Origin of the sequence: Streptomyces sp. CB02009, assembly GCF_001905825.1 — a bacterium.
Taxonomy (GTDB): Bacteria; Actinomycetota; Actinomycetes; order Streptomycetales; family Streptomycetaceae; genus Streptomyces.
Map to the genome: position 1 here is coordinate 1,536,133 of NZ_LIVV01000001.1, position 25,794 is coordinate 1,561,926.

26 protein-coding genes are annotated in these 25,794 nt (G+C 71.5%); 13 read left to right on the forward strand and 13 right to left on the reverse strand.

Annotated features, from left to right (window positions below; translation table 11 throughout):
* Positions 1-103 precede the first annotated feature (103 nt).
* Complete coding sequence (locus AMK27_RS06840; RefSeq protein ID WP_241847333.1) at positions 104-682, forward strand: class I SAM-dependent methyltransferase; 579 nt, start codon at positions 104-106, stop codon at positions 680-682.
* 38 nt (positions 683-720) lie between these two features.
* On the forward strand, positions 721-1,251 hold the full coding sequence (locus tag AMK27_RS06845; RefSeq protein WP_079188233.1) for a GNAT family N-acetyltransferase: 531 nt from the start codon (positions 721-723) through the stop codon (positions 1,249-1,251).
* A 56-nt stretch (positions 1,252-1,307) separates the two neighbouring features.
* Here AMK27_RS06845 and AMK27_RS43480 read toward each other — a convergent pair whose 3' ends face one another.
* Entirely contained in the window at positions 1,308-2,330 is a 1,023-nt protein-coding gene (locus tag AMK27_RS43480) for a hypothetical protein (RefSeq protein WP_241847334.1), read from the reverse strand.
* Positions 2,331-2,548: 218 nt separating this feature from the next.
* Here AMK27_RS43480 and AMK27_RS06860 point away from each other — a divergent pair, with 218 nt between their 5' ends.
* The gene (locus tag AMK27_RS06860) at positions 2,549-3,133 is read left to right on the forward strand and encodes a hypothetical protein (protein WP_241847335.1); all 585 of its coding nucleotides are present in this window, start codon (positions 2,549-2,551) and stop codon (positions 3,131-3,133) included.
* Positions 3,134-3,224: 91 nt separating this feature from the next.
* Here AMK27_RS06860 and AMK27_RS06865 read toward each other — a convergent pair whose 3' ends face one another.
* Entirely contained in the window at positions 3,225-3,767 is a 543-nt protein-coding gene (locus AMK27_RS06865) for a GNAT family N-acetyltransferase (RefSeq protein WP_073903545.1), read from the reverse strand.
* Positions 3,768-3,969: 202 nt separating this feature from the next.
* Between AMK27_RS06865 and AMK27_RS06870 the strand changes: the two genes are divergently transcribed.
* Positions 3,970-4,290: a hypothetical protein gene (locus tag AMK27_RS06870; RefSeq protein WP_073903547.1), complete on the forward strand. Its 321-nt coding sequence runs from the start codon at positions 3,970-3,972 to the stop codon at positions 4,288-4,290.
* A gap of 59 nt (positions 4,291-4,349) precedes the next feature.
* Here the strand turns inward: AMK27_RS06870 and AMK27_RS06875 are convergent, their stop codons facing one another.
* Positions 4,350-4,985 (reverse strand): TetR/AcrR family transcriptional regulator, encoded by a 636-nt coding sequence (locus AMK27_RS06875; protein ID WP_073903549.1) that lies wholly within the window; start codon positions 4,983-4,985, stop codon positions 4,350-4,352.
* A gap of 64 nt (positions 4,986-5,049) precedes the next feature.
* On the opposite strand from AMK27_RS06875, the gene AMK27_RS06880 reads away from it, so the two are divergent.
* Together AMK27_RS06880 and AMK27_RS06890 are read left to right on the forward strand one after the other, a co-directional pair.
* Complete coding sequence (locus AMK27_RS06880; protein WP_073903551.1) at positions 5,050-6,660, forward strand: FAD-binding oxidoreductase; 1,611 nt, start codon at positions 5,050-5,052, stop codon at positions 6,658-6,660.
* A 287-nt stretch (positions 6,661-6,947) separates the two neighbouring features.
* Positions 6,948-7,367, forward strand: a complete 420-nt coding sequence (locus tag AMK27_RS06890) for a hypothetical protein (RefSeq protein ID WP_143204817.1) — start codon at positions 6,948-6,950, stop codon at positions 7,365-7,367.
* 113 nt (positions 7,368-7,480) lie between these two features.
* Here AMK27_RS06890 and AMK27_RS06895 read toward each other — a convergent pair whose 3' ends face one another.
* The gene (locus tag AMK27_RS06895; RefSeq protein WP_073903557.1) at positions 7,481-8,791 is read right to left on the reverse strand and encodes a cytochrome P450; all 1,311 of its coding nucleotides are present in this window, start codon (positions 8,789-8,791) and stop codon (positions 7,481-7,483) included.
* A gap of 307 nt (positions 8,792-9,098) precedes the next feature.
* On the opposite strand from AMK27_RS06895, the gene AMK27_RS06900 reads away from it, so the two are divergent.
* A complete protein-coding gene (locus AMK27_RS06900) occupies positions 9,099-9,653 on the forward strand; it encodes a hypothetical protein (RefSeq protein ID WP_073903559.1) in 555 nt (184 codons plus the stop codon).
* 111 nt (positions 9,654-9,764) lie between these two features.
* Here the strand turns inward: AMK27_RS06900 and AMK27_RS06905 are convergent, their stop codons facing one another.
* Positions 9,765-10,355 (reverse strand): TetR/AcrR family transcriptional regulator, encoded by a 591-nt coding sequence (locus AMK27_RS06905; protein WP_073903561.1) that lies wholly within the window; start codon positions 10,353-10,355, stop codon positions 9,765-9,767.
* Between the two features lie 96 nt (positions 10,356-10,451).
* On the opposite strand from AMK27_RS06905, the gene AMK27_RS06910 reads away from it, so the two are divergent.
* From AMK27_RS06910 to AMK27_RS06925, 4 genes are all read left to right on the forward strand, one after another.
* The gene (locus AMK27_RS06910; protein WP_073903563.1) at positions 10,452-10,847 is read left to right on the forward strand and encodes a nuclear transport factor 2 family protein; all 396 of its coding nucleotides are present in this window, start codon (positions 10,452-10,454) and stop codon (positions 10,845-10,847) included.
* A 161-nt stretch (positions 10,848-11,008) separates the two neighbouring features.
* Complete coding sequence (locus tag AMK27_RS06915; RefSeq protein WP_073903565.1) at positions 11,009-12,052, forward strand: zinc-dependent alcohol dehydrogenase family protein; 1,044 nt, start codon at positions 11,009-11,011, stop codon at positions 12,050-12,052.
* Positions 12,053-12,175: 123 nt separating this feature from the next.
* Positions 12,176-13,555: an alpha/beta hydrolase gene (locus AMK27_RS06920; RefSeq protein WP_241847337.1), complete on the forward strand. Its 1,380-nt coding sequence runs from the start codon at positions 12,176-12,178 to the stop codon at positions 13,553-13,555.
* A 214-nt stretch (positions 13,556-13,769) separates the two neighbouring features.
* Positions 13,770-14,192, forward strand: coding sequence for a UBP-type zinc finger domain-containing protein (locus AMK27_RS06925; RefSeq protein ID WP_079188234.1), 423 nt, complete (start codon positions 13,770-13,772; stop codon positions 14,190-14,192).
* A gap of 59 nt (positions 14,193-14,251) precedes the next feature.
* On the opposite strand, the gene AMK27_RS06930 is transcribed toward AMK27_RS06925, so the two are convergent.
* The 6 genes from AMK27_RS06930 to AMK27_RS06955 form a co-directional block, all read right to left on the reverse strand.
* Positions 14,252-14,692, reverse strand: coding sequence for an SRPBCC family protein (locus tag AMK27_RS06930; protein ID WP_073903567.1), 441 nt, complete (start codon positions 14,690-14,692; stop codon positions 14,252-14,254).
* Positions 14,693-14,848: 156 nt separating this feature from the next.
* Positions 14,849-16,105 (reverse strand): NAD(P)/FAD-dependent oxidoreductase, encoded by a 1,257-nt coding sequence (locus AMK27_RS06935; RefSeq protein WP_073903569.1) that lies wholly within the window; start codon positions 16,103-16,105, stop codon positions 14,849-14,851.
* A 213-nt stretch (positions 16,106-16,318) separates the two neighbouring features.
* Complete coding sequence (locus tag AMK27_RS06940; protein WP_073903571.1) at positions 16,319-18,142, reverse strand: alkyl/aryl-sulfatase; 1,824 nt, start codon at positions 18,140-18,142, stop codon at positions 16,319-16,321.
* A 254-nt stretch (positions 18,143-18,396) separates the two neighbouring features.
* The gene (locus tag AMK27_RS06945; RefSeq protein ID WP_073903573.1) at positions 18,397-18,957 is read right to left on the reverse strand and encodes a GNAT family N-acetyltransferase; all 561 of its coding nucleotides are present in this window, start codon (positions 18,955-18,957) and stop codon (positions 18,397-18,399) included.
* A 147-nt stretch (positions 18,958-19,104) separates the two neighbouring features.
* Positions 19,105-19,788, reverse strand: a complete 684-nt coding sequence (locus AMK27_RS06950) for a TetR/AcrR family transcriptional regulator (protein WP_073903575.1) — start codon at positions 19,786-19,788, stop codon at positions 19,105-19,107.
* Positions 19,789-19,790: 2 nt separating this feature from the next.
* Positions 19,791-20,489 (reverse strand): hypothetical protein, encoded by a 699-nt coding sequence (locus AMK27_RS06955; protein ID WP_073903577.1) that lies wholly within the window; start codon positions 20,487-20,489, stop codon positions 19,791-19,793.
* A 670-nt stretch (positions 20,490-21,159) separates the two neighbouring features.
* Between AMK27_RS06955 and AMK27_RS06960 the strand changes: the two genes are divergently transcribed.
* Positions 21,160-22,257 (forward strand): hypothetical protein, encoded by a 1,098-nt coding sequence (locus AMK27_RS06960; RefSeq protein ID WP_143204818.1) that lies wholly within the window; start codon positions 21,160-21,162, stop codon positions 22,255-22,257.
* Between the two features lie 411 nt (positions 22,258-22,668).
* Entirely contained in the window at positions 22,669-23,544 is an 876-nt protein-coding gene (locus tag AMK27_RS06965; RefSeq protein WP_073903581.1) for an RNA repair domain-containing protein, read from the forward strand.
* An 80-nt stretch (positions 23,545-23,624) separates the two neighbouring features.
* Here the strand turns inward: AMK27_RS06965 and AMK27_RS06970 are convergent, their stop codons facing one another.
* Positions 23,625-24,278: a carbonic anhydrase gene (locus tag AMK27_RS06970; RefSeq protein WP_073903583.1), complete on the reverse strand. Its 654-nt coding sequence runs from the start codon at positions 24,276-24,278 to the stop codon at positions 23,625-23,627.
* A gap of 181 nt (positions 24,279-24,459) precedes the next feature.
* The gene (locus AMK27_RS06975) at positions 24,460-25,560 is read right to left on the reverse strand and encodes an aromatic ring-hydroxylating oxygenase subunit alpha (protein ID WP_079188236.1); all 1,101 of its coding nucleotides are present in this window, start codon (positions 25,558-25,560) and stop codon (positions 24,460-24,462) included.
* Positions 25,561-25,794: the final 234 nt, after the last annotated feature.

Genomic DNA, 25,794 nt, shown 5'->3' on the forward strand with positions numbered 1-25,794 from the left:
CCGGGGCGTGCCCGGTTCTCGGTCGTGCGGGCGGGGGTACGTTCGGGGTGCGGGACGGCGCGGCCGGGAGCGGCACGCCTGCCGCGGCGCTACCGTCACGAGCATGCCAGGAACCAGCGGTGACCGGCGGTGGTCCGCGTCCATGCCGGACGCCTATGAGCAGTACCTCGTACCCGTGGTCTTCCGGCCCTTCGCCGAGGATCTTGCCGCCCGGGCGACGGCACTGCACCCTGGCCGAGTCCTCGAACTTGCCGCAGGTACCGGAGCGTTAACGTCGATCCTGCTGACAGAGGCACCCTCGGCCGAGGTGACGGCCACTGATCTGAACGAGGCGATGGTCGCGTTCGGGTCGGCCCGTGCGACGGGCGCGGCGTGGCGGCGGGCCGACGCGCAGCGGCTGCCCTTCCCCGACGGAGGCTTCGACCTGGCTGCCGCCGGGTTCACCGTCGAGGATGAGCGGGAGCTGACGCTCGAAGGCCGGGCGGCGTCGACTGCCGACCTCGCGACCGGGTACCTGACCGGGACGCCGGTGCGCCTGGCCGTGGAGGAGCGGGGCGGCGGGCCGACTGTGCGGGCCACCGTCATCGAGGAGATGACGGCCCGCCTGGGCACGGGGCCGGCTGTCGCCCCGATGACGGCGTACGTCTTCCGGGCCGCGTCGGTCCCGCGCCGCCGAATCTGACGCACGGCCGCGTGGCCCGTGCGTGCGTATGATCTGACATGGCCTATCTGATCACTGCTGCTCACCCTGACGACGCCGCGATGCTGGGGCCCTTGCACCTGCGGAACTGGCTGGACAACTACCTTGACACGGACGCGGGCGTCGACGAGGCCTGGATCCGTGAGCACCGCGGTTCCTCTGCCACCGCGGAAGGCGTGGCGCAGTGGCGGGAGTTCATCGAGAAGGCACACCGGAACCCTGCCCCGCACTTCTGCCGTGTCGTCCGGTCCGGGACGGAGATCGTCGGCTATCTCTGCGGTCACGAGGAGGACGCGGAGTCGATCACGCTCGGGCCGATGTACCTGGTGGACCACGCTCAGGGACACGGCCTCGGTGGCGCCATGATGGCCGAGTTCCTCGCCTGGGCAGGACCCGCACGCATCCGCCTGGGAGTCGCCGACTGCAACGAACGGGCGATCGAGTTCTACCGACGCCACGGCTTCGAGATCGCGGGCGAGCGATACCTCTGGCGGGGGAGACTGCCCACGCTGCCCATGACCCGCGAGGCTCCGTCGACTGCTGACTGCTGACTGCTGACTGCTGACTGCTGACTGCTGACTGCTGACTGCTGACTGCTGACTGCTGGCTACCGGTCGTCGTCGGCCAGGCTGATGAGCGCCAGCACGGACCGGTACTCCTCGGGTGAGTAGCCGGAGGGCCTCTGCCCCGTCATCTCGGTCTCCGCGTACTCCTGCCGCTGCACCTCCGCGTACGTCCGCAGAATGCTGCGGGCCTCGTCCGTGGTGCCGTCCAGAGCGGCTGCCACCTCGCTCCACGTGGCTCCCAGCTGCAGGGCGTCGCGCACGGTCCACGGGCGGTCCGACAGGACCGAGTGGTGGATGGCCTCTCCCAGGGCGAGCACGGCGAGTGCGTCGCCCGCCGTGGCGGTCTCACCGGGGTGGCACCCGCTGGGCACGTGCCGGTCCATCAGGCGGTGGTGGTGCTCGAAGTACTTCTCGGCCTTCCGGTGCAGCAGGATCCCGTACCCCACGTCGCCCGGCCGGCGGATCACCCGGGTCTGCCAGTCCTCGTGCGAGCCGGGGGAGCGGGGCTGCGTGACACGGCCGGTGGCAGAGGGCTGCGGTGCGGGTGCGGGTGCGGGTGCGGGTGCGGGTGCGGGTGGCGGAGCCGGTGCCGGGGTCGGGCGCGGGGCCTGGGTCGGGGTCGGGGTCGGGTCCGGCGGTGACGAAGTGCGGCCGCTGGATTCCCCCGTACGGCCGTCGCGTCGACGCCCGTCACGCTCCGACGTGCCGTCACGACCGGCCCTTCCCGAGGCGGACCGGATCAACGCGGCCACGGCGGCCAGTGCCCCCAGGTGTGCCCCGGCACCCGCAAGGAGGAACGGCCAGGGAGATTCGCCCTGGTGCGCAGCCTCCAGGCCCAACCCCACGGAAGCCGCCGACCCCGCGATCAGTCCCACCCAGGGCAGCAGGATCACGGGCAGGGCCCATGCCTTGGGGAGTTGATCGACGTTGACGGTCACCCAGAGGGCGGTCAGGTTGATCAACAGGCCGCATCCGGCCAGCGCGGCCACCGCGCAGAGGTAGAGGACCGGCCACTGCTCCGCGGCGCAGGAGCCGGCGCTCGCGTCGTGGATGACTGAGTTCATGGAATCCCCGCTGTTCGGCCCGCTCGCTCGACAACCACCCCTCACGGTAGGAGGGGGCGGCCGTCCCGCCATGAGCACCGGTACTCAGCGCGGCCCGGTCATGTGCTCACTCCGCCTTCGCGGCCCGAGCCCTCGCCTCAAGAGACCATCTCCATCGGGCCGGCCGCGCGCTTGAATGCGGGTGGCGTTCAGGGAGGGCCTTGCCACATGATCACGGCATGACGAGTCCTGCCGCCTTCCGGGACCAGACCAACTGGTCCGACGGTTACTACGAGCTGGCCATAGAAGTCGGGTCGAGTGATGATGCCCGGATTCAAGCCGTCCTGAGTGCTCTGTGGTCTGCCGCAGACGTGCGCGGGTGCTTCGGGCGGAGCGACCGTGAACCCGAGGAGCAGGATCCCGTGCCGTGCACCGTCGGATCACTGACCGAGTTCGGTCACCTTCACGGTCAGGTCCGCCTTCCGACAGGTCAAGTGGTCGTCTGTGGTTGTGTGGCGATCCGGGGCGGTGATGACAGCAGCGACTGGCTGGACTTCTACGTCCCCGTTGGTGCGCTGAATCAGGCGGGTCTCGCCTACTGGGACGGTCGGCCGTTCTTCAGGTCTGAGGTGATGGACGAGTGGCTGGCTGCCATCGGGGCCGAAACCTTCAAGAGCGCCTCCTTCAGCCTGGGGGTCATCGGTTTCGAGGTCTCCGGTTGCACCGACGCGTCGACGCTGGCGGGAGAGCTGCCGCAGACGCGTGACATCGGATACCTGCTTCCACAGGGCGACGTCCTGCACTATGGCGCCGCGAACACCTGAGCCTCGTCGCCCCGGGTGGGCATGAGCCTGCGGTAGCAGATGAGAGTGCAGGCGATGCCGGTGGGGGCGAGGAAGTGGTCGGCCTCCCGACTCAGCGGGTGGTGGTGACGTACTCGTGGGACGACAACGCGAACACCCGGACCCGTCGGCCTCCGGAGGGGCTGACGGTCTCACGGAGCGGGCGCATCCCCAGCTTGGTCATGATCCGTTCGGAGGCGGCGTTGCCCACTTGGGCGATGCTGACGATCCGCTCCAGCCGCCGCTCCTCGAAGCCGAACCGTACGGCGGCCGCGGCGGCCTCGGTGGCCAGGCCCTGGCCCCAGTGGGAACGCCCGAGCCGCCAGCCGACCTCAACCGCAGGCAGTACCTCCGGCAGGTAGGCGGGCACGGACAGGCCTGTGAACCCGGCCAGTTCGCCGGTGGAACGGATCTCCACGGCGAACAGGCCGAACCCCTGAGCGTCCCACTCGCTCTCCCATGCCTGGATCCCGCTGCGGGTCTGCTGTTCGTCACGGACGCTGCCGTCACGGATCCACCGCATGACCTCCGGATCGGCATGGATGGCAGCCATCGGCGCGACATCGTCCTCGTGCCACCGGCGCAGTACCAAACGGGAAGTCTCCAGCGTGACCATCCCATCATTGTGCCTGCTCGTGTCGGCTGTGGATCAGGTGTTGGCCCAGGTCACATGAGTGGTGATCAGGTGGCGTTCCAGTGTTCCCGGTCAGGGCGCGGTGTGGACGGCCGCCGGAAGGTCGTTCGCTCGGGCAACCCGCCGGAGTGCCTCGACGTCCCACTCCATGACGGACGGCTGCAGATCACACGGGAGAGAGCACGTGGCGAAGAAGGACCCGACGACGGACACGGCGGAAGAGAAGGACCGCGAGAAGTGGATGGCGCGCTTCCAGGTACGTCTCGCCATGCAGCCGGGAGTGGACCGGGAGGTCGTGCTCCGGGCGGTCAAGGAGGTCACGACGCACTGCGCGGAGACGGGTGAGCACCCGCGGGCCGCGTTCGGTGACCCGGACGCCTACGCCGTGCAGACCGCCGAACGGCTGGTTCCGGAGGACCGGGCCGCGCGCGCGAAGCGGCGTGACGGCAGGGTGGCCGCGCTCGACTCCGTACTCCGGCGGGCCAGGGACGTCACCGGCATGTGATCGGTGCGTCCCGCCGGTGCCTCCGGGCGGTGCGTACGACCGGTGAGTCCGACTGGTCGTCAGCTCGGGTGCGCGGGGTCGACCGCGAGCGCGGCGGCGACGGTGAAGAGGCGGGCGCAGCGCCGGGTCATGGCCTCCGGCGTCTCCTCGGGATGCTTGACCCACCACCGCACGAGCGTGCCGACCAGGTCCGTCCAGACGTGGCGCAGCGCGTCGGCGTCCAGCGGGTCGGTGGAGCCGGCGGCGTGCAGCAGCTCGGTGGTGCCGTCGGCCGCGAGCGCGTCGATGGCCGCCCGATGGACCGCGGCCGTCCGCGCGGCCTCACCACCGGGCGGCAGGGAACGGTCGTAGAGCACGAACCACGCCTCCCGGCGCCCCTCAAGAGCCACGAAGATGCCGCGGAGCACCCGAAGGGGCGTGTGGGGTGTCGTCCCCCCTTCGCCCATGGCCGTGCGGATCGCGTCGAGCAGGCTGTCCCCGACGGGCGTCAGGCACGCGACGTACAGGTCTTCCTTGGTGCCGAAGTACTGGTGCAGCAGCGTCTTCGTGACCCCGACGCGTTCCGCGACCGCGGCCAGTGAGGCGGCGGCGTAGCCGCGGCTCCCGAACTCCTCCGTGGCCGCTTCCAGCATCTGCTGTCGACGCACGTGCCGGGGGACGCCCTTGGTGCCGGCCTTCGAACGGGGGGTTGCCATGCGTGGATATTATCAGTAAGTAATTTACCCGTTGGTAAATTCACTCGCGGCCTCTGGAGCGCCCATGTCCGGCACGACGACGCAGCCGATCCCGCCCGCCCCCCTCCGTTCCTGGTGGGGCTGGGGGTGGGAGAGCGCCCACCCCGACGACGCCGAGTGCATGGCGATGGGCGGCCTGCTGCCCGGAACCCTGGCCCGCCCCCTCCCCGTACCCCGTATCGCCGATCTGGGCATCGGGGCACCCGCCGTCCGGCCCTCCGCGAGCCTGGCGCCGCTGATCAGCACCGATCCGGACGACCGTGCGGCCCACGCGATGGGCAAGGCGTACCGGGACATCGCGCGCGCCCTGCGCGGCCGTCCGGGGCGGATACCCGACCTGGTCGCGTTCCCGACGGAGGAGCGGGAGGTGGCCGACCTCCTGGAGTGGGCCGGCGAGCACCAGGTCGCCGTCGTGCCCTTCGGCGGCGGCTCCTCGGTGGTGGGCGGCGTCGAGTACCGGGGGGACCGCCATCGCGCGGTGCTCTCCCTCGACCTGACCAGGATGGACCGGGTGCTGGAGGTCGACTCCGAGGGCAGGGCCGCCCGCATCCAGGCGGGCACGCTCGGACCGAGTCTGGAGAACCAGCTGCGCCCGCACGGCCTGACGCTCCGGCACTTCCCGCAGAGCTTCGAGTTCTCCACCCTCGGCGGCTGGCTCGCGACCCGGGCCGGCGGCCACTACGCCACCGGCCGCACGCACATCGACGACTTCGTCCAGTCGATGAGGGTCGTCACCCCGGCGGGCACCTCGGAGTCGTGGCGGCTGCCCGCATCGGGGGCGGGCCCCTCGCCGGACCGGATGTTCCTCGGCTCGGAGGGCGCGCTCGGCATCATCACCGAGGCATGGGTACGGCTCCAGGCGCGCCCGGTCCACAAGGCGTCCGCCTCGCTCGCCTTCGACGACTTCGGCGCGGCGCTCGGGGCGGTCCGCGCCCTCGCGCAGTCCGACCTCGCCCCCGCCAACTGCCGGCTGCTCGACTCCGGCGAGGCCGCTCTCGCGGGCGCCGCGCGGGACGGCTCGGCCGTCCTCGTGCTGGGCTTCGAGTCCGCGGACGCCCCCGTCGACGGACGGCTCGCACAGGCCGTCGACCTGGCGCGCTCCCACGGGGGCCGACGAGAGCCGTCCGAGCCCGGTCGGGACGGAGCTCCCGCCGACGAGGCGGTGAACGCGTGGCGGTCGGCGTTCCTGCGGATGCCCTACCTCCGGGACGGCCTGGCCCGGATGGGAGCCGTCGCGGAGACCTTCGAGACGGCGGCCACCTGGGACCGTGTCCCCGCCCTCGTCGAGGACGTCCGCAGGACGGTCAACGAGGCGGCGCTCAAGATCTCGGGCCACCCGGCGACCGTCAACTGCCGTCTCACACACGTCTATCCGGACGGTGCGGCGCCCTACTTCACCGTGCTCGCCGCGGGCCGCCCGGGGGACGAGGTCGCCTTCTGGGACGAGCTGAAGGAGGTGGCGGGTGACGTGCTCCACCGCCACCGGGCCACCATCACCCATCACCACGCCGTCGGTCGCGACCACCGGCCGGGCTACGACCGCCAGCGGCCGGAGCCCTTCGCCCTCGCGCTGCGCGCCGCCAAGGGCGCCCTCGACCCGCACGGCATCCTCAACCCGGGGGTGCTGGTGGACTGAGACGGCCTCGCCCGACCGGACGGCCGCGGCGGGGCGTGCGATCCCGGTCGGGGGCGGTCGGCTCCGGCACATACACGGGCGGTGGGGAGGACGGGGAAGGTCGGGGAAGGCCCCCGGGAAGACGTCCACACCGCTCCGCGCCCGGCCCCTCCACGTCCCCCACGGCGGGCTCCCCGGCCTCCACGACCGGCTCCACGGCGTCCACGACCGGCTCCACGGCCTCCACGACCGGCTCCGCGGGCGCCACGGCGAGGCGCGGGCGGCCGGACGGAGGGACAATGACGTCGATGATGACCGTGCTGATAGCAGGACTGCCCGAGGGCGCCGAGTTGGAATCGGTACGCGCCCGCGTCCACTCCAGCCCGCACTTCCGCATCGTCGCGCACGCCTACGAGCCCCGGATCGCCCTGGCCCAGGCCCGTGTGCTGTTTCCCGACATCGCGGTGATCACCCGGCACCTTCCCCACCCCGAGGCCGACCTCGACCGCTACCGTCTCCTGCGGGATCTGCGCGCACTGGATCCGCCCACCGGGATCATCCTCCGCAGGGACGCCGGGGAGCCTGATCGACCTCTGGGACCGGGCGCCGAACCCCTGGAGGGAGCGATCCACGAGGTGCGCCGGGGGGAGCCCGACGCCCTCTGGGAGGCCCTGGTCACGATCGGCAGACGCCGCGCCACCTGCGACACCGACCCGACGGGGCTCTGACCCGGGCGGCGCGACCGGTGCCACGCAGGTCGCAGGCCGGCCGAGTCGCGCCGAGGGCCGCAGAGCGGTCGCAGTGCGGTCGCCGAGCTGTCGCAGACCGGCCGGGTATCCCCCTACAGAGCACGCGCTGCAGACACCGGGGTCGATCGGCCTGAAGGGTCCTGACCGCCACTGCGCCGCACCACCACGTGCAGCGGAGCGCGGAAGGACAGCAGCCCCAGCATGGCGGGGTCGCCGTTCTCGGCGAGCACCGCGTCGGGCAGCAGCCGTGCGGCCGTGCGGAGTGCCACAGCCGCCTCGGTGCGTGCCAGCGACGCCCCCGGGCAGCGGTGCCGTCCCACTCCGAAGGAGAGGTGATGGCGAATGTTGTCCCGGTACGGGCGCAGCGCCTCCGGCTCTTCGAACACCTCCGGATCCGAGCCCGTCCCCATCAGCATGAGCAGGAGCTGTGCGCCGGCGGGCAGCTTCCTCCCGGACAGTTCCACCTCGTGTGCGGTGACCCTGCGCCAGGTGGTGACCGGGGGCTCGCGGCGGAGGATCTCCTCCACCCACGCCTCCGCGAAGCCGTCCTCGGTGGCGGCCCGCGCCCAGGCCGTGGGGTCGGCCGACGCGCGGAGCAGTGCGGTGGAGATCAACTGGCCCGTCGTCGACTGCCCGGCGATGAAGACGAAGAAGCACACGGCGACGGCGGTCGGGACGTCGAGCGGCTCACCACCGGACAGCCTGTGCTCACGGAGCGAGCCGATCAGGCCGCCCGCGGGCGCGTCCCGGGCCACCTGGTCCGCCAGCCACTGGTAGAACTCCCCGACCAGCTTGCCGAGGCGGACCTGCCGCTCGGCCGACGGCCAGCCGTAGAACAGTTCCAGGGAGGCGTCGCTCCATGCCGTGAGCGTGGCGTCGGATATGCCTTCGACGCCGAGCAGGCGCATCATCACCCGGCACGGCAGAAGCTGTGCGTAGTCGGCGGCGAGGTCACAGGGGCGGCCGGACGCGTACTGATCGCCCAGGTCGGCGAGCATCTCCCGGGCCGTCTCCTCGATCAGCGGTACGGCTGCGCCCACCCGTTCGGCGTTGAAGAAGCGGGTGACCAGTCGGCGAAGCCCGGCGTGGCTCGCGCCGCCGTTGTTGGCGAGTGCGGGCGGCAGTGAGAACCGGGCCCTGGCGAGTCCGCGCAGCGTGGGCATGGAGAGCGGGGAGACGGCGTGCTGGGCGTTGTCCGGCAGGTAGGCAACCGGATCCAGCAGCACCTGCCGTACATCGGCGTACCGGCTGACCAGCCACAACCCCGTTCCGGCGTCGAAGTGGACGGGGTCGGTGCGCCGCAGGTCGGCCAGGGCGGGATGCGGATCGCGTACGAAGCGTGGGTCGGAGAGGCCGGGAAGCCCCTCCGTCCCGAGAACCGGACATGTCGTCGTGCCTGCCATAAGTACTTTCTCCACGCGGTGTCTGCCCGAACGCAGCAGGCGGCGTTCTCTGCGTGCCTGCTCGCGCCAGCGAAGACCATCGCCCCGCGTACCGGCAAGTCGGAAAGAATCACATGCCCGGATGAGACGGCCGACGCGACCGGCCCCCACCGTGAGCGTGACCGGCGGTAAGGGCCCGGGAAGGCCCGGGAAGGCCCGGTAAGGCCCGTCCGGGTGTCCTCCGTCCGGACCGTCCGTGGGACGGAGGATGCGGGTGGGGGAAGAGCTAGGGGGCACCCTAGCGCCGCCGCTGCAGAGGAGTCCCCGTATGGCCCGCACGCTCGCCCTGGTCCTGGCCGCCGCCACGGCGCTTGCTGTGGCTCCCGCCGCCACCGAGTCCGAGCCCGGCAGGGCGGCGGCGGACATGGCGGTCACCTATCGGGCGACCGCCCCGTACCAGGAGCACGCGAACGGTGTGCGTGCCGGCTACAAGCCCGATCAGTACTGCGTCTCCGACCGGGCGGGCGGCGCGGGCGCGCTCGGCTACCCGCACTTCAACCACGCCTACGACAACTCGACGGACCCTGCGCGGCCCACGGCCCTCTTCTACGAGGACGACGGCAAGGGCGGCAAGCGTCTCGTCGGCGTGGAGTGGCTGGTCCACGACCGCGACCAGAACCTGAAGACGGACGACGACCGCCCGAGCATGTTCGGGGTGCCCTTCAAGGGCCCCAACCGCGGCAACTTCCCCGGCCAGCCCGTCCACTACGCCCTGCACCTCTGGCTGTGGAAGAAGAACCCCAACGGCCAGTTCACCCCGTACAACCCGGCGGTCACCTGCCTCCCCGGAACGACCCGCCCCCAGCCGCGCCCGTCCTCCTGACACCCGGCAGGCATGGGGCCGCCCGGAACCCGGCCGACACGACTCCCTCGCACCCCGCGGGTCCCGCCGTCCGGGCCATGGCCCGCCCCTCGGCCGTAAGGCCCGCCCTTGCTATCTCGCGGTGGCCGGGAGGCGCCCGGCATCGACGATGTGCTCGGCCAGTTCGCGGGCCGCGGCGGCGGGCGGCCGGTCCTCGGCGCGCGCCGCGCCGGTCGCGAGCAGGCCGTCCACGAGGATGAGCAACTGGTCGGCGGCGAACCCGGGGTGCGGGTGTCCGAGGGCGGCGAGCTCGTCCGTGAACAGCCCGTGGAGGGTGCGCCGGTAGTCCCGGGTGACCTCGTGGCCGGGATGCGCCCGGTCGGTGAGCGCGAGGTCGGCGGCGAGGTAGCGGCAGCCGTGGAAGTCCGGGCCAGCGGCGATACGGCCGAGCCGGTCGACGACCGCGAGGAGCCGGGTCCGCGGGTCGTCGCCCGCGGCGTCCATGGTTGCGCGGTACTCCGCCACGTCCTCGGCGGTGCTGCGGCGCAGGACCTCGGCGATCAGCCCGTCCTTGCCGCCGAAGTGCTCGTACAGGGAACGGCGCGCGACGCCGGCCGCCTTGAGCAGGCTGTCCACGCCGACGCCGACACCGTGTGTGTACGTCAACTCCTGGGCGGCGACCAGCAGGCGTTCCCGGGGGCCGGGCTTGGCGGAGGCAGTCATGGCGTGATTGTGCCAGCTCTTGACGCAGTAGATCAATCGGTCTATCTATATCTGCAGAAGGTAGACCGACTGGTCTATCTCGCAGGAGGAGGCGTCATGCCCGTTCGCAGCACCGCCGAGGTCATCGACCGTTTCAACCGCGCGTTCACCGACCGCGATGCAGGCCTCCTGGTCGACCTGGTCGCCGAGGACTGCGTCATGGAGAGCGTCCAGCCCGCGCCGCGTGGGGAGCGGGTCGTCGGGCGCGAAGCCTGTACGGGGTGGTGGACCGCCCTCGTCGACGACCGGGCCTCACGGTTCGCCCCGCAGGAGGTGATCGTGGCGGGGGACCGCGCGACGATCGTGTGGACCTACCGCTTCGGCGACGGCCCGGACCAGTGGGTGCACGGCGTCAACGTCATGCGCGTGACGGACGGCCGGATCACCGAGGCCCTCGGCTTCAGCAAGACCGCCGGCGAGGTGCCGCTGGCCGCAGAGCCCGACGCTGCCTGAGGCGACACCGCATCGCCGGAGGCGCCGTTGCCTCCGGCGTCCCCGCCGGAGGCCTACCCGGCTCCGGCCAGGCCCCCTGGCTTGGGGCCCCTCCCGGCCCCGGCCCACCCGCACCCTCCACGACCGGAGTACCACCCACCTCCTGAGAAGGACACTTCCAGATGCTGAGCTACCACCTCTCGCACAGCGGCGCCGGGCTGTCCGGCCTTGCCGTCCGCGAACACGACATGCCGGTGCCCGGACCCGGCCAGGCCCTGGTGGCGGTGCGGGCCACGTCCCTGAGCTTCCGCGAACTCATGGTGCTCGACGGGACCTACGTGCTGCCGGTGAAACCCGACGTCGTCCCGGTCTCGGACGGGGTCGGCGAGGTCGTCGCGCTCGGCCCGGGCGGCGCCGACACCGTACGCGTCGGAGACCGCGTGGCCGCCACGCTCTTCCCTTCCTGGCAGGACGGCCCGTTCGCCGTCGAGCACCTCGCGCAGCGCGGTGGCTCGCTGGACGGCCTGCTCACCGAGTTCGCGCTGCTCGACACGGACTCGCTGGTGACCGTCCCGGCGCACCTGTCGTACGAGGAGGCGGCGACCCTGCCGTGCGTGGCGGTGACGGCGTGGAACGCGCTCACCGGCGACGGGTCCGGCCTCGGACCCGGCCACACCGTCGTCGTGCAGGGCTCCGGCGGGGTCTCCCTCTTCGCGCTCCAGTTCGCCAAGGCCCTCGGCGCACGCGTGATCGCCACGACCAGCGGTCCCGCCAAGGCGGCGCGGCTCCGCACCCTCGGCGCCGACGACGTCGTCGACTACTCGGCCACGCCCGACTGGGCCACCGAGGTGCGCACCCTCACCGGAGGCCGGGGCGCCGACCGCATCGTCGACGTCGCGGGACTGCTCCACGAGTCGATCCGCGCGATCGCCCTGGCGGGCACGATCGCGTGCGTCGGGTTCGTCGGCAACGCCGCCGTACCCCTCGACACCGGTGCCCTGTTCGCCTCCGGTGCCACCGTCCGGACGGTCGCCGTCGGCAGCCGCGCTCAGTTCACCGCCATGAACGCCTTCATCGGGACGCACGGACTGCGGCCCGTGATCGACCGTGTCTTCCCCTTCGACGAGGCCGTGGACGCCTACCGTCACTACGCGGGCGGCGGCCCGTTCGGCAAGGTCGTCGTCAGCCACTCCCACGCCTCCTCGGGAGTCGGTGTCCCAGCATGACACCACCCGTCACTCCGGCGCTCGTTGAGGGGGATTCCCCGGTTCCGGGGTGGGGGTGGCCACCCTCATCGCCGGGGGGCCGTCGGATGTCCCGGTGATCATCGGCTCCGTAGCGTCTTCGTCATGACCCAGACGACACCCGGCACGACTCCCGGCCAGGCACCCACCACGACGCCCCGCACCACGACGCCCGGCACCACGACGTTCCGCACCAAGGCGGCACGTACCCGCGCGGGTCGGTCCGTGCGGCACCGGAGGGCGCGCCAGTCCCTCGCCGCCGCGACTGCGGCCGCCGTCACCGCCCTGGCCGCCGCCCCTGCGTTCGCGGCGTCCGAACTCCGTCCCGTTCCGGTCCAGGTCCAGCAGGCCGCCGGGCGCGGAACCCTCCTCGGCGTCACCCCCGTCGCCGACCTGAACCGGACCGAGGTGGCCGCGTTCCTCACGAACGCCGGCATCGACGCGTCGACCGTGCGCCACGGCGTACGGGGCTACCGGCTCACCTACCGGACGCTGACGCCGCAGGGGGCGCCGACGACCGCCACCGGCCTGCTGGTGCTGCCCAAGGGAGGGGAGCGGCGGCTCGACCTCGTGGCGGACACGCACGGCACCATGGTCCACCGCGACTACGCGCCGTCCGTCGCCGAGGACTTCGGCCTCTACGCTCCCTACCTGCACGCCGCCGCGGGCCGTGCCGTGGCCGCCCCGGACTATCTCGGGCTCGGCAAGGGCCCCGGACTCCACCCGTACATGGACACGGCTTCCTCCGTATCGGCCTCGCTCGACATGCTGCGCGCCTCCCGGACCGCAGCGTCCGGGCTCGGCAGGCCGCTCACCGGCGACGTGTACGGCACCGGGTTCTCCCAGGGCGGCCAGGTCTCCATGGCGCTCGGCCGCGCGCTGACGCGGGGTGCGGACCGGCACTTCAGGCTGCGGGCCCTCGCACCGGTCGCCGGACCCTACGACCTCCGGGGCGCCGAGATCCCCGGCCTGCTCGACGGCCGGGTCAACGACATCAGCGGCGTCTTCTACATGGCGTACTTCCTCACCGCCCAGAACCGGCTCCACCCCGTCTACGCCGACCCGGCCGAGGCCTTCCGGCAGCCGTACGCGGGGTACGTCGAGCAGCTCTTCGACACCCGGCACACGGAGGAGGACATCGTCACGAAACTCCCCGGATCGGTGAAGGAACTGCTGACCGACGACTTCTACCAGCGGCTGAGCCACCCGACCGGCGGCCTGCTGACCGCGCTCAAGGCACAGGACGGCACCTGCGACTGGAAGCCCGACGTCCCGGTACGCCTCCACACCGCGGCCGGCGACACCGACGTGCCGATCGCCAACTCCGTCAGCTGCGCGGCCGACCTGGCCCGCAACGGCGTGACGGCCCCTGTGGTCGACCACGGGAAGGCCGACCACAACGGCTCCTTCAAGCTGGCGGGTCCGCAGATCGTGCGCTGGTTCGACAGGCTGGCGAAGGGCAGCACGCACGACTCGCACGGCTAGGACGTGCGCGACGCGGGAGGCTCGGCATGGCCTGGCACGGCGATGCCACGGCATGGCGATGACGTCCAGGTGCTGGAGAATGGATCTGTGACCGCCCGCGCTCGCAGGTGCATGCGCGCCGGCCCCCGGCCCGACATCAATGGGCCGGCCCGCCGCTCAGCCCGTGGCCCGCGCCGCAGTCGCCTTCCGGCCTTCTGAAGGGGAGGGACAGACGATGAACCGACGCGACGACAGCGAGAGCGGGGCACGGCCGGAGGAGGAGCGCCACGGCGCACGGCGCTCCACGTGGACCGCTGCGCATGACGGCGGCCGCCCGGAGCGCGGCAGAGCCTGCGAGCACGCCGCGACCGTGCCTGCCGCGCCCGACCGGCCGGCCGACGCATGCGCCGAGTGCCGTGCCTCGGGCGGAACCTGGCGGCGGCTGCGCTGGTGCGCGACGTGCGGACACGTGGGGTGCTGCGACAGTTCGCCGGGCCGGCACGCGTACGCACACCACGATTCGACCGGCCACCCCGTCGTCCTCTCCCTTGCGGCGGACGAGGACTGGGCCTGGTGTTTCGAGGACGAGGTCTTCCTCGTCCTCGAGACAGGTCCCCCGGAACCCGGAGCCCGACCGGGCGCCGAGAGGCGGATCTGAACGCCTCGCTGCTCAGGACGTCCTCACGTCAGGACCTCCTTGCGCCCCCATCCGCGCTGTCATCCACGCCTCTGCGTGGCGGCGCCCGGGAGGCGTTCGGCGACCTCGTCGCCCATGCGCTCGAACTCGGCCCTGAGGAACGGTGTGGCCAGCCTCGCCAGCCCCTTGAACCGGAGCGACGCCCGGTAGTTCAACCGGGTGAGCGTGGCGGACTCGGCCTCGAAACCGAGATCGTCCGTCGCCGTCACCGTCTTGTTCTCGCCGATGAACATCAGGTGCGAGGGCTCGCGTGCCACGAGCCGGTACTCGAGCTGGGTGGTGCGGCCACGGAAGCGCGAGGTGTTGCGCCACCGGGCCCCGGGCAGTACCGGCCCCCCGTCGAGCCGCTCACAGCGCACGGTCCCGGGATCCCACTCCTCGGTACGGCTGAAGTCCTCCAGGTACGCGACGAGCTCGTCGAGCGGAAGCCCGACGACGAAGCTCCGTTCCACCGTGATCACCGAACCGACCTCCAGCCTTTCGTGTCGGGGCGGGCGTCCCCACCGGGCGCGCGCCTCGAATCACTTCCCCGTCCGGGCCGGAGACGGATGCACCCCTCAGCTTCCTCGTTGCACGAGTCGAAGGCTGATGGACGTCAACGTCCCGTCAACGTTCCGTCAACGTCCTGCGCCGCGTCGCATATCGGCCAGGACCTCGCGCGCGGCCCGCGTGCCCGAGGCGAGTGCGCCCTGGACGGAGCCGGTGGCCCGGTGGTCACCGCACACGTACCGCCCCGGTGTGACGCGGGTGGTCTGTGACAGGGGGTGGGGCGGAGGCATCGCGGGCAGGGCGTCATGCACGGTGACCCGGTGGACGAGCTCCCACGTACCCGCATCCGTGCCGTACACCTCGCCCAGGGCGCGGACGACGGCGTCCACGGCCTGAGGGTCGGGCGTACCGAGAACCGACGTGGACACCAGTGCCCTGCCGTCGGGGGAGTAGTGGGGATGGACGGCGGTGAGGACGCAGCTGTTCAGGAACCGGCGCCGTGAGTCCACGACGAGGACGGGTTCGGGCAGGGGCGGCTGCGCGGCCGCGTGGTAGAGCGTGGTGACGGTCCGTCCACGCGGGACGGTGAGACCCGGAAGGAGCTCGGCGGCGGCCCGTTGCCCGGTCGCGACGACGACGGTGGGGGAGCGGACCTCGGTGCCGTCGGCGAGCGTCACCCCGTGCGCTGTGAGGGCGGCGACGGGGGTGTCGGTCCGCAGCACGCCACGGGGCAGCCGGGAGGCCAGTTGGGCGGGGACCGCACCGATGCCGTCGGCGGGGAGGCACAGGGTGCCGCGCAGCATGCTCCGCCACACGAGATGGAAGAAGCGGCCCGACGTCTCCAGGTCGTCCTCGAGGAAGACTCCGGAGAGGAAGGGCCGGAAGAACGTCTCCACCAGGTCGGGTGACACCCCGGCGTCGGCCAGGGCCGTCAGGGTCGTGCGGTCGGGCCGCGCCCGCACCAGGGCGGCCGGTGCGAGCACGTCGTAGGCCGTCAGCGCACTGAGCGCCAGCAGATCGCGGCCGGATGCCAGCCGTCCGGGCAGGAGGTCGCGGCTCTCACGGAAGCGCCGACTGGGATCGGTGAAGCGGCGCATTCCGTCGTCCGTGTGGACGAGCACCCCGGGTGTGAAGGGCCGCAGCCGCAGTGCCCGCAGGTCGAGGCGGCGCTTGACCTGCGGGTAGGCCGTGTTGAAGACCTGGAATCCGCGATCGACGGTGAAACCCGCGATCCGGTCCGTCCGCATCCGCCCGCCCACGGTGTCGCCGGCTTCCAGCAGCCGCACCCGCAGCCCGCCGGCGGACAGGTCCGCGGCGCAGGCGAGCCCGGCGACCCCGGCCCCGACGACCGTCACGTCGCACAGCTCGTCGTCCGTCGTCCCCATGTCGGCCGTCACTCCTCGTCCCTCGACCCTCGTCCCTCGACCCGGGCCGTACGCCGGCCGTCCAGGACCGCCCCCGGGGCCCGCCACGTTACGCGGGGGTCGGCCGCGGCCGAGCCGGGGCACGCCGAGCACCGGCCGCTGTCGTCGCCTGCCGTGGCCAGTCGTGGCATGTCGTCGGCTCTCGTCGTAGAGCCCGGCGTCCGTGCTGTGCGGTCAGGGAGTGACGATCGGGAAGGCCGTGTCCGGCTGGGTGACGTACGAGAGGAGCCGGGTGAGGAGGCCCGGGTCGCCGGTCGTCGAGGCACCGCCGAGACCCTCGCCCGCGAGGATGCCGAGGAGCTGCGGCCGGGTGAGGTGCACGGTGAGAGCCGACGGGGTCTTCGGCTGCTCGCCGGCGGGGGCGGAGCGGTGGGTGAGGGCGCCGTTGTGGAGGGTGAGGCGGTGGCGGCGCTGCTCGTCGGCCAGGACGAGGTCGATGGTCAGATCCTCGTGCCAGGCGCGAGGGCCGTCGATGCGGATGGCGACGGAGTCCAGGAGCATGTCGGTGGTGAGGGCCCCCACCATCTCGGGGTTGGTGGTGTCGATGGCGATGGGGTTGGCGCCCTGGCGGAGCTCCATGGCGGAGGTCAGGTAGAAGTTGCGCCAGGGGCCGTTCTCGGCACCGTGGCCCAGCCTGTCGTAGACACCGGCCAGGGTCTGCTTCGCGTCGCCGTTGCCGGGGTCGGCGAAGACCAGGTGGTTGAGGAGGGTGGCGGCGAAACGCAGGTCGCCGTCCTCGGCGTAGGCGCGGGCCTTCGCGAGAGTCTGGTCGGGGCCGCCGAGGGAGTCGACATAGCGTCGGGCCAGTTCGACGGGCGGGTGTTCCCACAGGTGGGCGGCGTTGCCGTCGAACCAGCCGAGGTAACGCTGGTAGATCGCCTTCACGTTGTGGGACAGGGACCCGTAGTAGCCGCGGGCGTGCCAGGACCTCTCCAAGGCGGGCGGGAGCTGGATCTCCTCGGCGATCTCCGGACCGGTGAGGCCGGAGTTCAGCATGCGCAGCGTCTGGTCGTGCATGTAGGCGTAGAGGTCGCGCTGGGCGGTGAGGAAGGCGACGACGTTCTCGTGGCCCCAGGTGGGCCAGTGGTGGGAGGCGAACGCCACGTCGTAGCCGTCGCCGAAGTACTCGACCGCCTCGTCGAGGTAGTGGGCCCAGATCCGGGAGTCGCGGACGACGGCGCCGCGCAGGGTCAGGATGTTGTGCATGTTGTGCGTGGCGTTCTCGGCCAGGCACAGGGCACGGAAGTCGGGGAAGAGGAAGTTCATCTCGGCCGGGGCCTCGGTGCCCGGTGTGAGCTGGAAGACGATCCGGACGCCGTCGACCGTCTCCTCCTGACCGGTCTCGGTGATGTCGAGGGTCGGCGGGATGAGAGTGAGGGTGCCGTTGGCCGTCGTCATGCCGAGGCCGGCGCTGATCTGGCCCTCGGGCGACTTGGGCAGCCGGTCGCCGTACATGAAGATCGCGCGGCGGGTCATGGCGTTGCCCGCGTACACGTTCTCGCTGACCGCGTGCTCCAGGAACCCCGCCGGGGCGAGGATCGCCACGCCCTCCTCGGTGCCCGCGGGCAGGACGCCGCGGGAGCCTCCGAAGTGGTCGCCGTGGGAGTGGGTGTAGATCATGCCGGTGACCGGGCGGTCGCCGCGGTGCTTGCGGTACAGGGCGAGGCCGGCGGCGGCGGTCTCCGCGCTGAGCAGGGGATCGATGACGATCACGCCGCGCTCGCCCTCGACGAGCGTCATGTTCGACAGGTCGAGTCCGCGGATCTGGTAGATCCCCTCGGTCACCTCGTACAGCCCCTGGCGCGCGCAGAGCTGCGCCTGGCGCCAGAGACTCGGGTGCGCGGTGTCCGGGCAGTCCGCCTTCAGGAACGCGTACGCGTCGTTGTCGTAGACGACGCTGCCGTCAGCCCCGGTGACGACGGCAGGGGACAGGGCATCGATGAACCCCCGGTCGGCGTTCTCGAAGTCGGTGGTGTCCTCGAAGGGGAGGGCGGTCATCTCTCGCTCCGTTCTCCAGGGCTCGACGTCTGCGGCCAGGGACCCCGGCGCGGGACATGACCCATCTCAGCACCGCACCCAGTCGGGTGCATGTCGAGAGGTTCGTCCTGCGTGGATTCCTGGTCGGCGCCGGGCGGCCGGCTCCGAGACGAGGGCCGAGAAGGTACGGGAGGCCCCGGGCCCGCGTGCGAAGGGAGCCGGCCGAGCCTCTGCGAGCGCACGCCGCGAGCCGCGCAGACTGCCCTGGTGCCGTCCTACTGCGCGGCCACCGGGTGCCATTCGCGGCGGAGGAGGCCGAAGACCCAGGAGTCGGAGACGTCGCCGTTGACGACGCAGTCCTCGCGGAGGGTGCCTTCGCGGACGAAGCCGAGCTTCTCCAGGACCCCGGCGGACGCCACGTTACGGGTGTCGGTCTCGGCCTGGACACGGTTCAGGTCCAGGGTGTCGAAGGCCCACGTCAGGACGGCACGCGCGGTCTCCGTGGCGTAGCCGTTGCCCCATGAGTCGGCGTCGAACACGTAGCCCAGGGACGCGCTGCGGAATTCGGGGTTCCAGCTGGTGAGGCCGCACCAGCCGATGAACGAGCCGTCGGAGACGCGGTCGACGGCGACCCGCGCTCCCCTGCCCTCCGCCTCGATGGCCCGGCAGGTCGTGAGGAAGCGCTGGGCGTGGGCCGGATCGGTCCACGGCGGGGAGTCCCAGTAGCGCAGCACGTGAGCGTCGCTGTGCAGCGCGTAGAGCCCCGCCGCGTCGTCGTCGGTGAACGGCCGCAGTCGCAGGCGGGCGGTGTGCAGCTCGGGGGTAGGCAAGGTCATGCGGAGCATCCTGCCGAATCACACTCGCCCCGGACCAACCGTTTTTCCGGACGGTCGGGGCGTCCGTCCCCGGTGGCCGTGGCGGTGGCGGTGGCGGTGCTGGTGGACACGGACGCGTCGCAGTCCGACGCGACCGGCCGGTGTCGGTCAGGACGTGTGGGTCCGGAGGCCGTCGAGGATGAGGTTCAGTCCGAAGTCGAGCGCGGGCCGGGCATCGCCGTCGTCCTCCAAGGCGCCCGTGGCCATCAGGGACACGAGGGTGGGGAACTGGTCGGGCCGGACGACCTGGGCGAGAAGGTTCCCGTAGTCCGTGCCGGACGGGACGATCTCGGTGGTGATCCGGGCCAGGTCGCGGACGGCGCTGGAGATGAACATGGCCGTGGCGACCAGGTTCTCGGCCGCGAGGCCCGACCGGGCCAGAGGCCGCAGAAGGGCCTCGAACCAGGCCAGTTCGTTCGGTCCGGTGGGGGCTCCGGTGGTCGCCACGCGCAGCATCCACGGGTGGGCGAGGTAGAAGTCCCAGGCAGCGTCGGCCCAGTTCAGGATCTCGGCGCGCCACTCCTGCCCCGACTCCGCAGGGGGACGGCCCTGTGCTCGGTCGGCCATCAGGGCGACCAGCTGGTCCTTCCCGGGGACGTGCCGGTACAGGGCCATCGCGGTGTACCCGAGCTCGCCGGCGACCCGCTGCATCGACACCGCGCCCAGACCCTCGGCGTCGGCCAGCGCGATGGCGGCCTCGACGATGCCGCCGACGCTGAGGGAGGACCGCGCGCTCTCCTTCGTCTCCCACAGGAGCCGGAAGGTGGCCGCCGCGCTCTTGTCCCCTGACACTGCTACCGCCGATTCCCCGAGGCCGATTCCGGTCGCCCAGCATAGTGGCGGGCGTTTCGGTGTTGGAGCAGTGCGATGCCGAACGCGAGGACCCAGTAGGCGTACAGGCTGGCGATGACGGCCGTTGTGCCCCATCCGTTGGCGCTGAAGAACTCTCCGGTGTCATTGCCGAAGTAGAGCGACGGGACGAACGCGAGATTGATCAGGGCGATGGCGTAAGCCGACCGGGCGGCCCATGGGAACAGCAGTCCTGAGCGTGCAGCGGCGTACCCGGCGGCCACCAGGAAGACCGCGGTGAGGATGCGGCCGATCGAGCCGTACAGCAGATAGGAGCCCTCCGCGGTGATGGTCGGATCGACCGGCTCCGCGGCGGCTATGACCTCCCCGGCCTGCAGGGAGTGGGCGACGAAGGTGCCCGCGATGTAGGCCAGTGCCGCGCCGTACGCGAGGTCCGCGACCCAGCCGCAGGCCGGGTCCGCCCGGCGGACGAGCTCGCGGACTCCGGTGGCGAATCCCAGAAGCAGGACGAGGACGACCAGGCTGAGCATGATGCGCGTCAGCACGTTGGAGTCGGGCGGTGCCCCGTCATGGACGAAGTAGAGCGGCACCTCGATGACCTGCAGGACGGTGAACGCGACGCCGGTGACACCCGTGAACGTGCGCAGCGGTAAGCCGTCGGAGCGCGATGCTGTATATGACATAAGCGTGAGTGTATGCCGTAAACTCAACGGGTCAACAGAATCCGCTGAGCCGACTGCCGGACCCCCTCGGCCTGGACGCCCCTCCCTCTCGCCGCAGTCATGCCCCGTGGCCCCGCCGCAGTCACGCCGTCTGGCCCTCGCGCCGCGGAAGCCGAGTCCGAGGGCGGTACGGCAACTGCCTGGCTCCGAGGCATGCCGAGCGGCGGGGTGCGGACAGGCGCGGTCACGCCGACGAGGATCACGAGTTCGTGGCCCCCGGGATTGCTCTGCGGGGGGACTATCGCCGCCCGCTACGGCCCCGGCCGCATCAGCAAACTCATCGCCGCCGCCCGCACCCCCCTCACCTGCGAAACTCAGGATGAAAGAGGCTCACTCAGGGTCGGAAGTGAAAGGGTGGCCCCCGCTTTTCCGTATTCTCGCCGCATCGGCGTCGGCCGTCTGTTCAGCTCCTCCGGTCGACGCTACTGTCAGGACAATGATGAAGTTCAGTGGGCAGCCTGCCGTTCCCGCCGCCGTCAAATCGTCATTGCAGTCCTTGATCGACAATCGGAAATCGTTCAGCCCGCAGTTACGTGAATTCCTCGACCTGGTCGACGGAAACCCCACCTGTCACCTATTCATCGACGCACTCGCTTCAAGCGTCGATGAGCACGGGTCCACCGGTGTGTTCGTGAGTCCGCCCCAGGCACCGCAGGGCACCCTGATCGCGGAGGCGCTCCTGCTCGAGCCGCAGATGATCCTCGCGCCGCACGAGTCGTTCATCAAGGTGACCGTGATGGCGGGCCCGGGAACGGACCCGGGTCAGGCAGCGGTCACCCTGCTGCACGAACTGGAGCTCCACGTGGCACCGGCCAGTGACCTGCTCAGGGAGATCAGTCAGGACGTGCGGTCCGACGACGCCCGACTCGGGCTGGTCCTCGCCTACCTGCGCCGCCCCGACGAGCACGTCGCCCTCGACCGCCAGGAGCAGTACGTCCGTAGCGCGGCCCGGATCCGCCTGGCCACGGTGGGGAGTTCCGTGCACGACTGGGGCGCCCACCTGATGACGGCTGCCTGCGCGGACGCCCTTGAGCAGTTCGCGGCCTACGAGACCACCCCGCCGAACCGGGTGGCGAACTCGGTGGAACGCACACGATGGCTGGCGGCCCTGGTCGAAGCCCTTCGGAGCCGTGGCCCCGAGGCCGTTCTCCAGGCGCAACCGCCGGCCCGGCCTGCGGTCCACGCACGCCCCGCCGTCGAGGGCGACCTGTCCACGCTGGTGGCCTTCAGGACGTTCCAGCGCGTCGACCCGCTCGACATCATCGACGAGGCGCGGACGGCACACGGCGCAACGGTGCTCGGTGTGCTGGACCTCTACCGGCACCGGATCGTTCCCGCCCTCCTGGCCCAGGCAGGCCCCCTCGGGCTGACCGACACGATCCAGCAGACGTTCTTCCTGACCTACCACGGCGTGCCGGGCCTGATCGCCTGGGAGGCCGGCAACACCGCTGCCGGTACCGCCGACGGCAGCCTGGAGGACGTGAAGGTCGTCCCTGCATGGCCACCGAGGGAGCCGGTCTTCTGGCTCACCCGCGAGGAACGCACCTCATGGAACCGGGACACGGGCATTCCCCGGTCGGTGCTCGACACCCCGGGCATCGAGAACGGAAGCCACCTCTACGTCGACGGCGTGAAGTACCGTGCGGCGGTTGCCGACAGTGATCGGGTCGGTGAAACGAGGCTCTTCCCCTACGGCCGCAGATACATGGCGCTGCGCCCGGTCCGCTGACCGCGCCGACCGCCGAAGCACGAGCCCTGACGTTGTCGTCGCCGTCGACGGCGATGCCCCACGCCGCTCCCGCCGCGCTCGTACGGCCGGAGCGGTGTGGTGCCATCGGGGCGAATCATGATCACCGAGGAGTCGGCAGCGCTGCCCCGGGGGTCGAGAGCGCAGCCTTCGGGAGGCAGGGCTCCCGTGCCTCCGCAGGGGATGCCGACGAGTCCCGAGTTGGCGACCCACACATTCCCGACGCTGTCCGAGGCGATGCCCATGGGCGCGGGGTCACGGGCGTACCGACACCGGTGAACCCCGATACTGCTGCGGGCCCTCGTCGCCCTGGATGACTGCCTCCTCGGCGGCTGGGGACTTGCACGGCCGGCCCGCCGCGCGTCACCCTGATGGTCGAGGGCGGGTGCTCACGTGCACACCAGCGACGAGATCTACCACCGCGTGCTCTGGGACCCGCGCTTCGACCCCGAGCGGTTCGTCATGGGGGTCGCCGAGCGCGGGGCCCCACCGAAGCGCGTCCTGCTCGCCGACTTCGCGCCGGGCGGGGAGATCCCCTGGCACCGGGTGCTGTTCTTCGAGGTGGGCGGCCAGGTCGTCTGGGACCGGGCCTCCGGTGTCGACCGGCTCGACGAGACGCTTGGCGGGCCGGTCGGTCCCAAGGCGGATCCCGCACCCGGCGCGGCCCTCGACGTCCTCGCCGTCCCGTCGACGAACCGCACCGCCGTCGCCTGGGTGCCGCCGCCCGAGCTGTGGCCGCCGATCCAGCACATCCGCCGCGCACACGACCGGCAGATCCACCGCTGGCCGCCGCACGTCAACGTGCTCTTCGGGTTCGTCCCCGAGGCCGAGTTCCCCCGCGCCCTGCCGCTGGTCGCCGCGGCGCTCGCCGAGACGCCGCCGTTCACCGCCCGCCTGGAGGGCGTCCACTGGTTCGCACACCGCGAGGACGCTACCGTCTGGCTCGACCCGGCCGCAGCGGATCACGAGCCCTGGGTGCGGCTGCGGGAGTCGCTGGACCTCCGCTTCCCGCTGTGCGGATCGCCGTCGCGCGGCTTCACCCCGCACCTGTCCCTCGGCCGTACCAAGGACCCGCATGTCCTCGCCCGTACGGCGGGGGACCTCCTCGGTCCCATGACGGCCCTGGTCGACGGGCTGGTCCTGCTCTCCCGGCGCGGCGACGAGCCGATGCGGGTCCGGGCCCGCATCCTGCTCGGCAGCGGCGACGTACACCACCCGGAGAGTCCGGCCCCTCCGGGCGGCAACCCGCCGCCGTCAACGCGGGCCTAGCAGCGGGCACTCTTCCTGGAGGCCCGCCGCACAGGCCTCCACGGCCGAGCAGTCGAAAGCCGAGCAGTCGAAACGCGAGGTCATGCGGACGCGGGGCCCGTCCCTGCCTCGGCTGTTTCGGTGTGTACGTCGCCGTGGGTGGTGACGATTCGGGCGTTGCCTTCGGTGAGGGCGTAGCCGAGGCCGACGATGGCGACGTCGCCGGATGCGACCTGGTCGGAGAGGAGTCGGGAGCGTTCGAGCATGAGGTCGACGGTGTGGCGGATGTGTTCGTCGATGATGTCGGTGTCGGCGGTGAGTCCGGCGGTGCGGGCGGCGAGGATGCTGGGGGTGACGCGTTCGACGATGTCGCGGACGAAGCCGCCGGCGGCGAAGCCGTCTTCGACGGCGGCGCGTGCGGCGGCGACGGCGCCGCAGGAGTCGTGGCCGAGGACGACGACGAGGCGGGCGCCGAGCACGCTGGTGGCGTATTCGACGCTGCCCAGTACCTCGGTTCCCAGGACGTGGCCGGCGGTGCGGACGACGAAGAGGTCGCCGAGTCCCTGGTCGAAGATGATCTCGGCGGCCAGTCGTGAGTCGGAGCATCCGAGGATCACGGCGAAGGGGTCCTGGCCGGGGGCCAGCTCGGTGCGGCGGGCGGCGTCCTGGTTGGGGTGCTGGGGCGCGCCGGACACGAAGCGCGTGTTGCCGGCGAGCAGGGCGTCGAGGGCCACGGCGGGAGAAGTTCTAGGCATGGGGCCACCCTATGATCCGCCCGACCGCCCCGCCTTGGTGGATAGATCACAACGCGCGACGCGCATCCGGCGCGCGCCTCCCGCTACCTGCGATGCCCGGAGTCTGAGGCGACGTCCGGCTCCGGAGCTTCGTCCTCGGCCGCAGGGGCGCGGAGCTACCGTCACCGCCGACAGACGTCGGTCAGCAGCTGGGCGGTGTGAGCGGGACCCCGTTGGTGCGCAGCACCTCGCGCACATCGAGAATCAGCGGGAAGACCTCGTTGTTCCGGTCCTCGCCCTGTTCGTCCCACGCCCTCTGCTCGGCCTCCACCGCCATCCGGTCCTGAGCGAAGACACGCTCCGTGAATCGGCGGATGAGGGGCCAGGCGATGTCGAGTACACCGGGGATCCCCGGCTTCGCGATGGTCAGAAGACCGTAGGCGTGGTTGGTGCGCTGCTCGGCGTCCTCGGGCACATACGCGACCCAGAGTGAGAACGCGGGCTGCCCGGAATTCTCGGGCACTGCCTGCAGCGTCTGGTACGGATACTGCGTGCGCACGGTGATGGCGTCGGGGGAGCTGCTGCCGGAAAGCCCTTCGGCGGAGAGCAGCCCCGCACCGCGGTCCTTCTTCCCGCCCTGCGGAATGAAGAGATAGCGAGCCTCGACGAACTGCGGCCCGGTCTCGTATCCGAGAAGTTTCGGTTGAATCTTTCCCAGGATCTTCCGGTGCAGGAACTGATGGTTCATGTCGAGCAGATTCTCGTGCATGAAGCTGTAATGGCAGCGCACGGTGCGAGAGAACGTCATCGTCTTGTGCTGGGAATCAAAGCCCGGAAGATTCGGGAACTCCGCCTCGGCGGCCTTCTCCGCATCACCCGGGAAAACGAACACCAGGCCGTACGCTTCGCGGACCGGGTACGCGCGAACGCCTCGTGGCGGTCTGTCGACTCCCTTGGGAAGGTAGGGGATCTGAGAGATGCGTCCGTTGCCGCGATACGTCCACGCGTGGTAGCAGCACCGGAGCGTGTCACCCTCCACGACGCCCATGCTCAGGGGCACCTGGCGGTGCGCACAGCGGTCCTCGAGCGCGAAGACGCTGCCGCTCCGCCCGCGGTACAGGGCAATCCGCTCACCCGCGAAAACGGCGGCGAACGCCTTTCCCCTGGGGACGTTCCGGGAAAGGGCGACCGGATACCAGAAGTCGGGATGGATGCCGATTCTTCGGAGGTCCGTGGCGTCGTGAGATCCAAGACCGGCCGACTGCTGCCGGGAACTCGACGAGGTCCCTGGTTCCGCCGTCATTCACCGCTCCCTCGTCGTACTGGCTTCCGCTCCGGAAGGTCCTTCGACGCGGCGCGTGGAAGCGCCTCGAGGCCTTGACGGCCAGTCTCCCCGCGTTTGGCTCTCGGAGCCCAGCTCGGGCGGTCCATTCGGGTCCGGCGCTGGGACGGGGCCTCCGGGTCGCGGGCGCCGCAGGGCTCCTGCGCGCGGAGCCCTGCGTACGGCGCCCCACGTACGGCGCCGAACGCGGGGCGG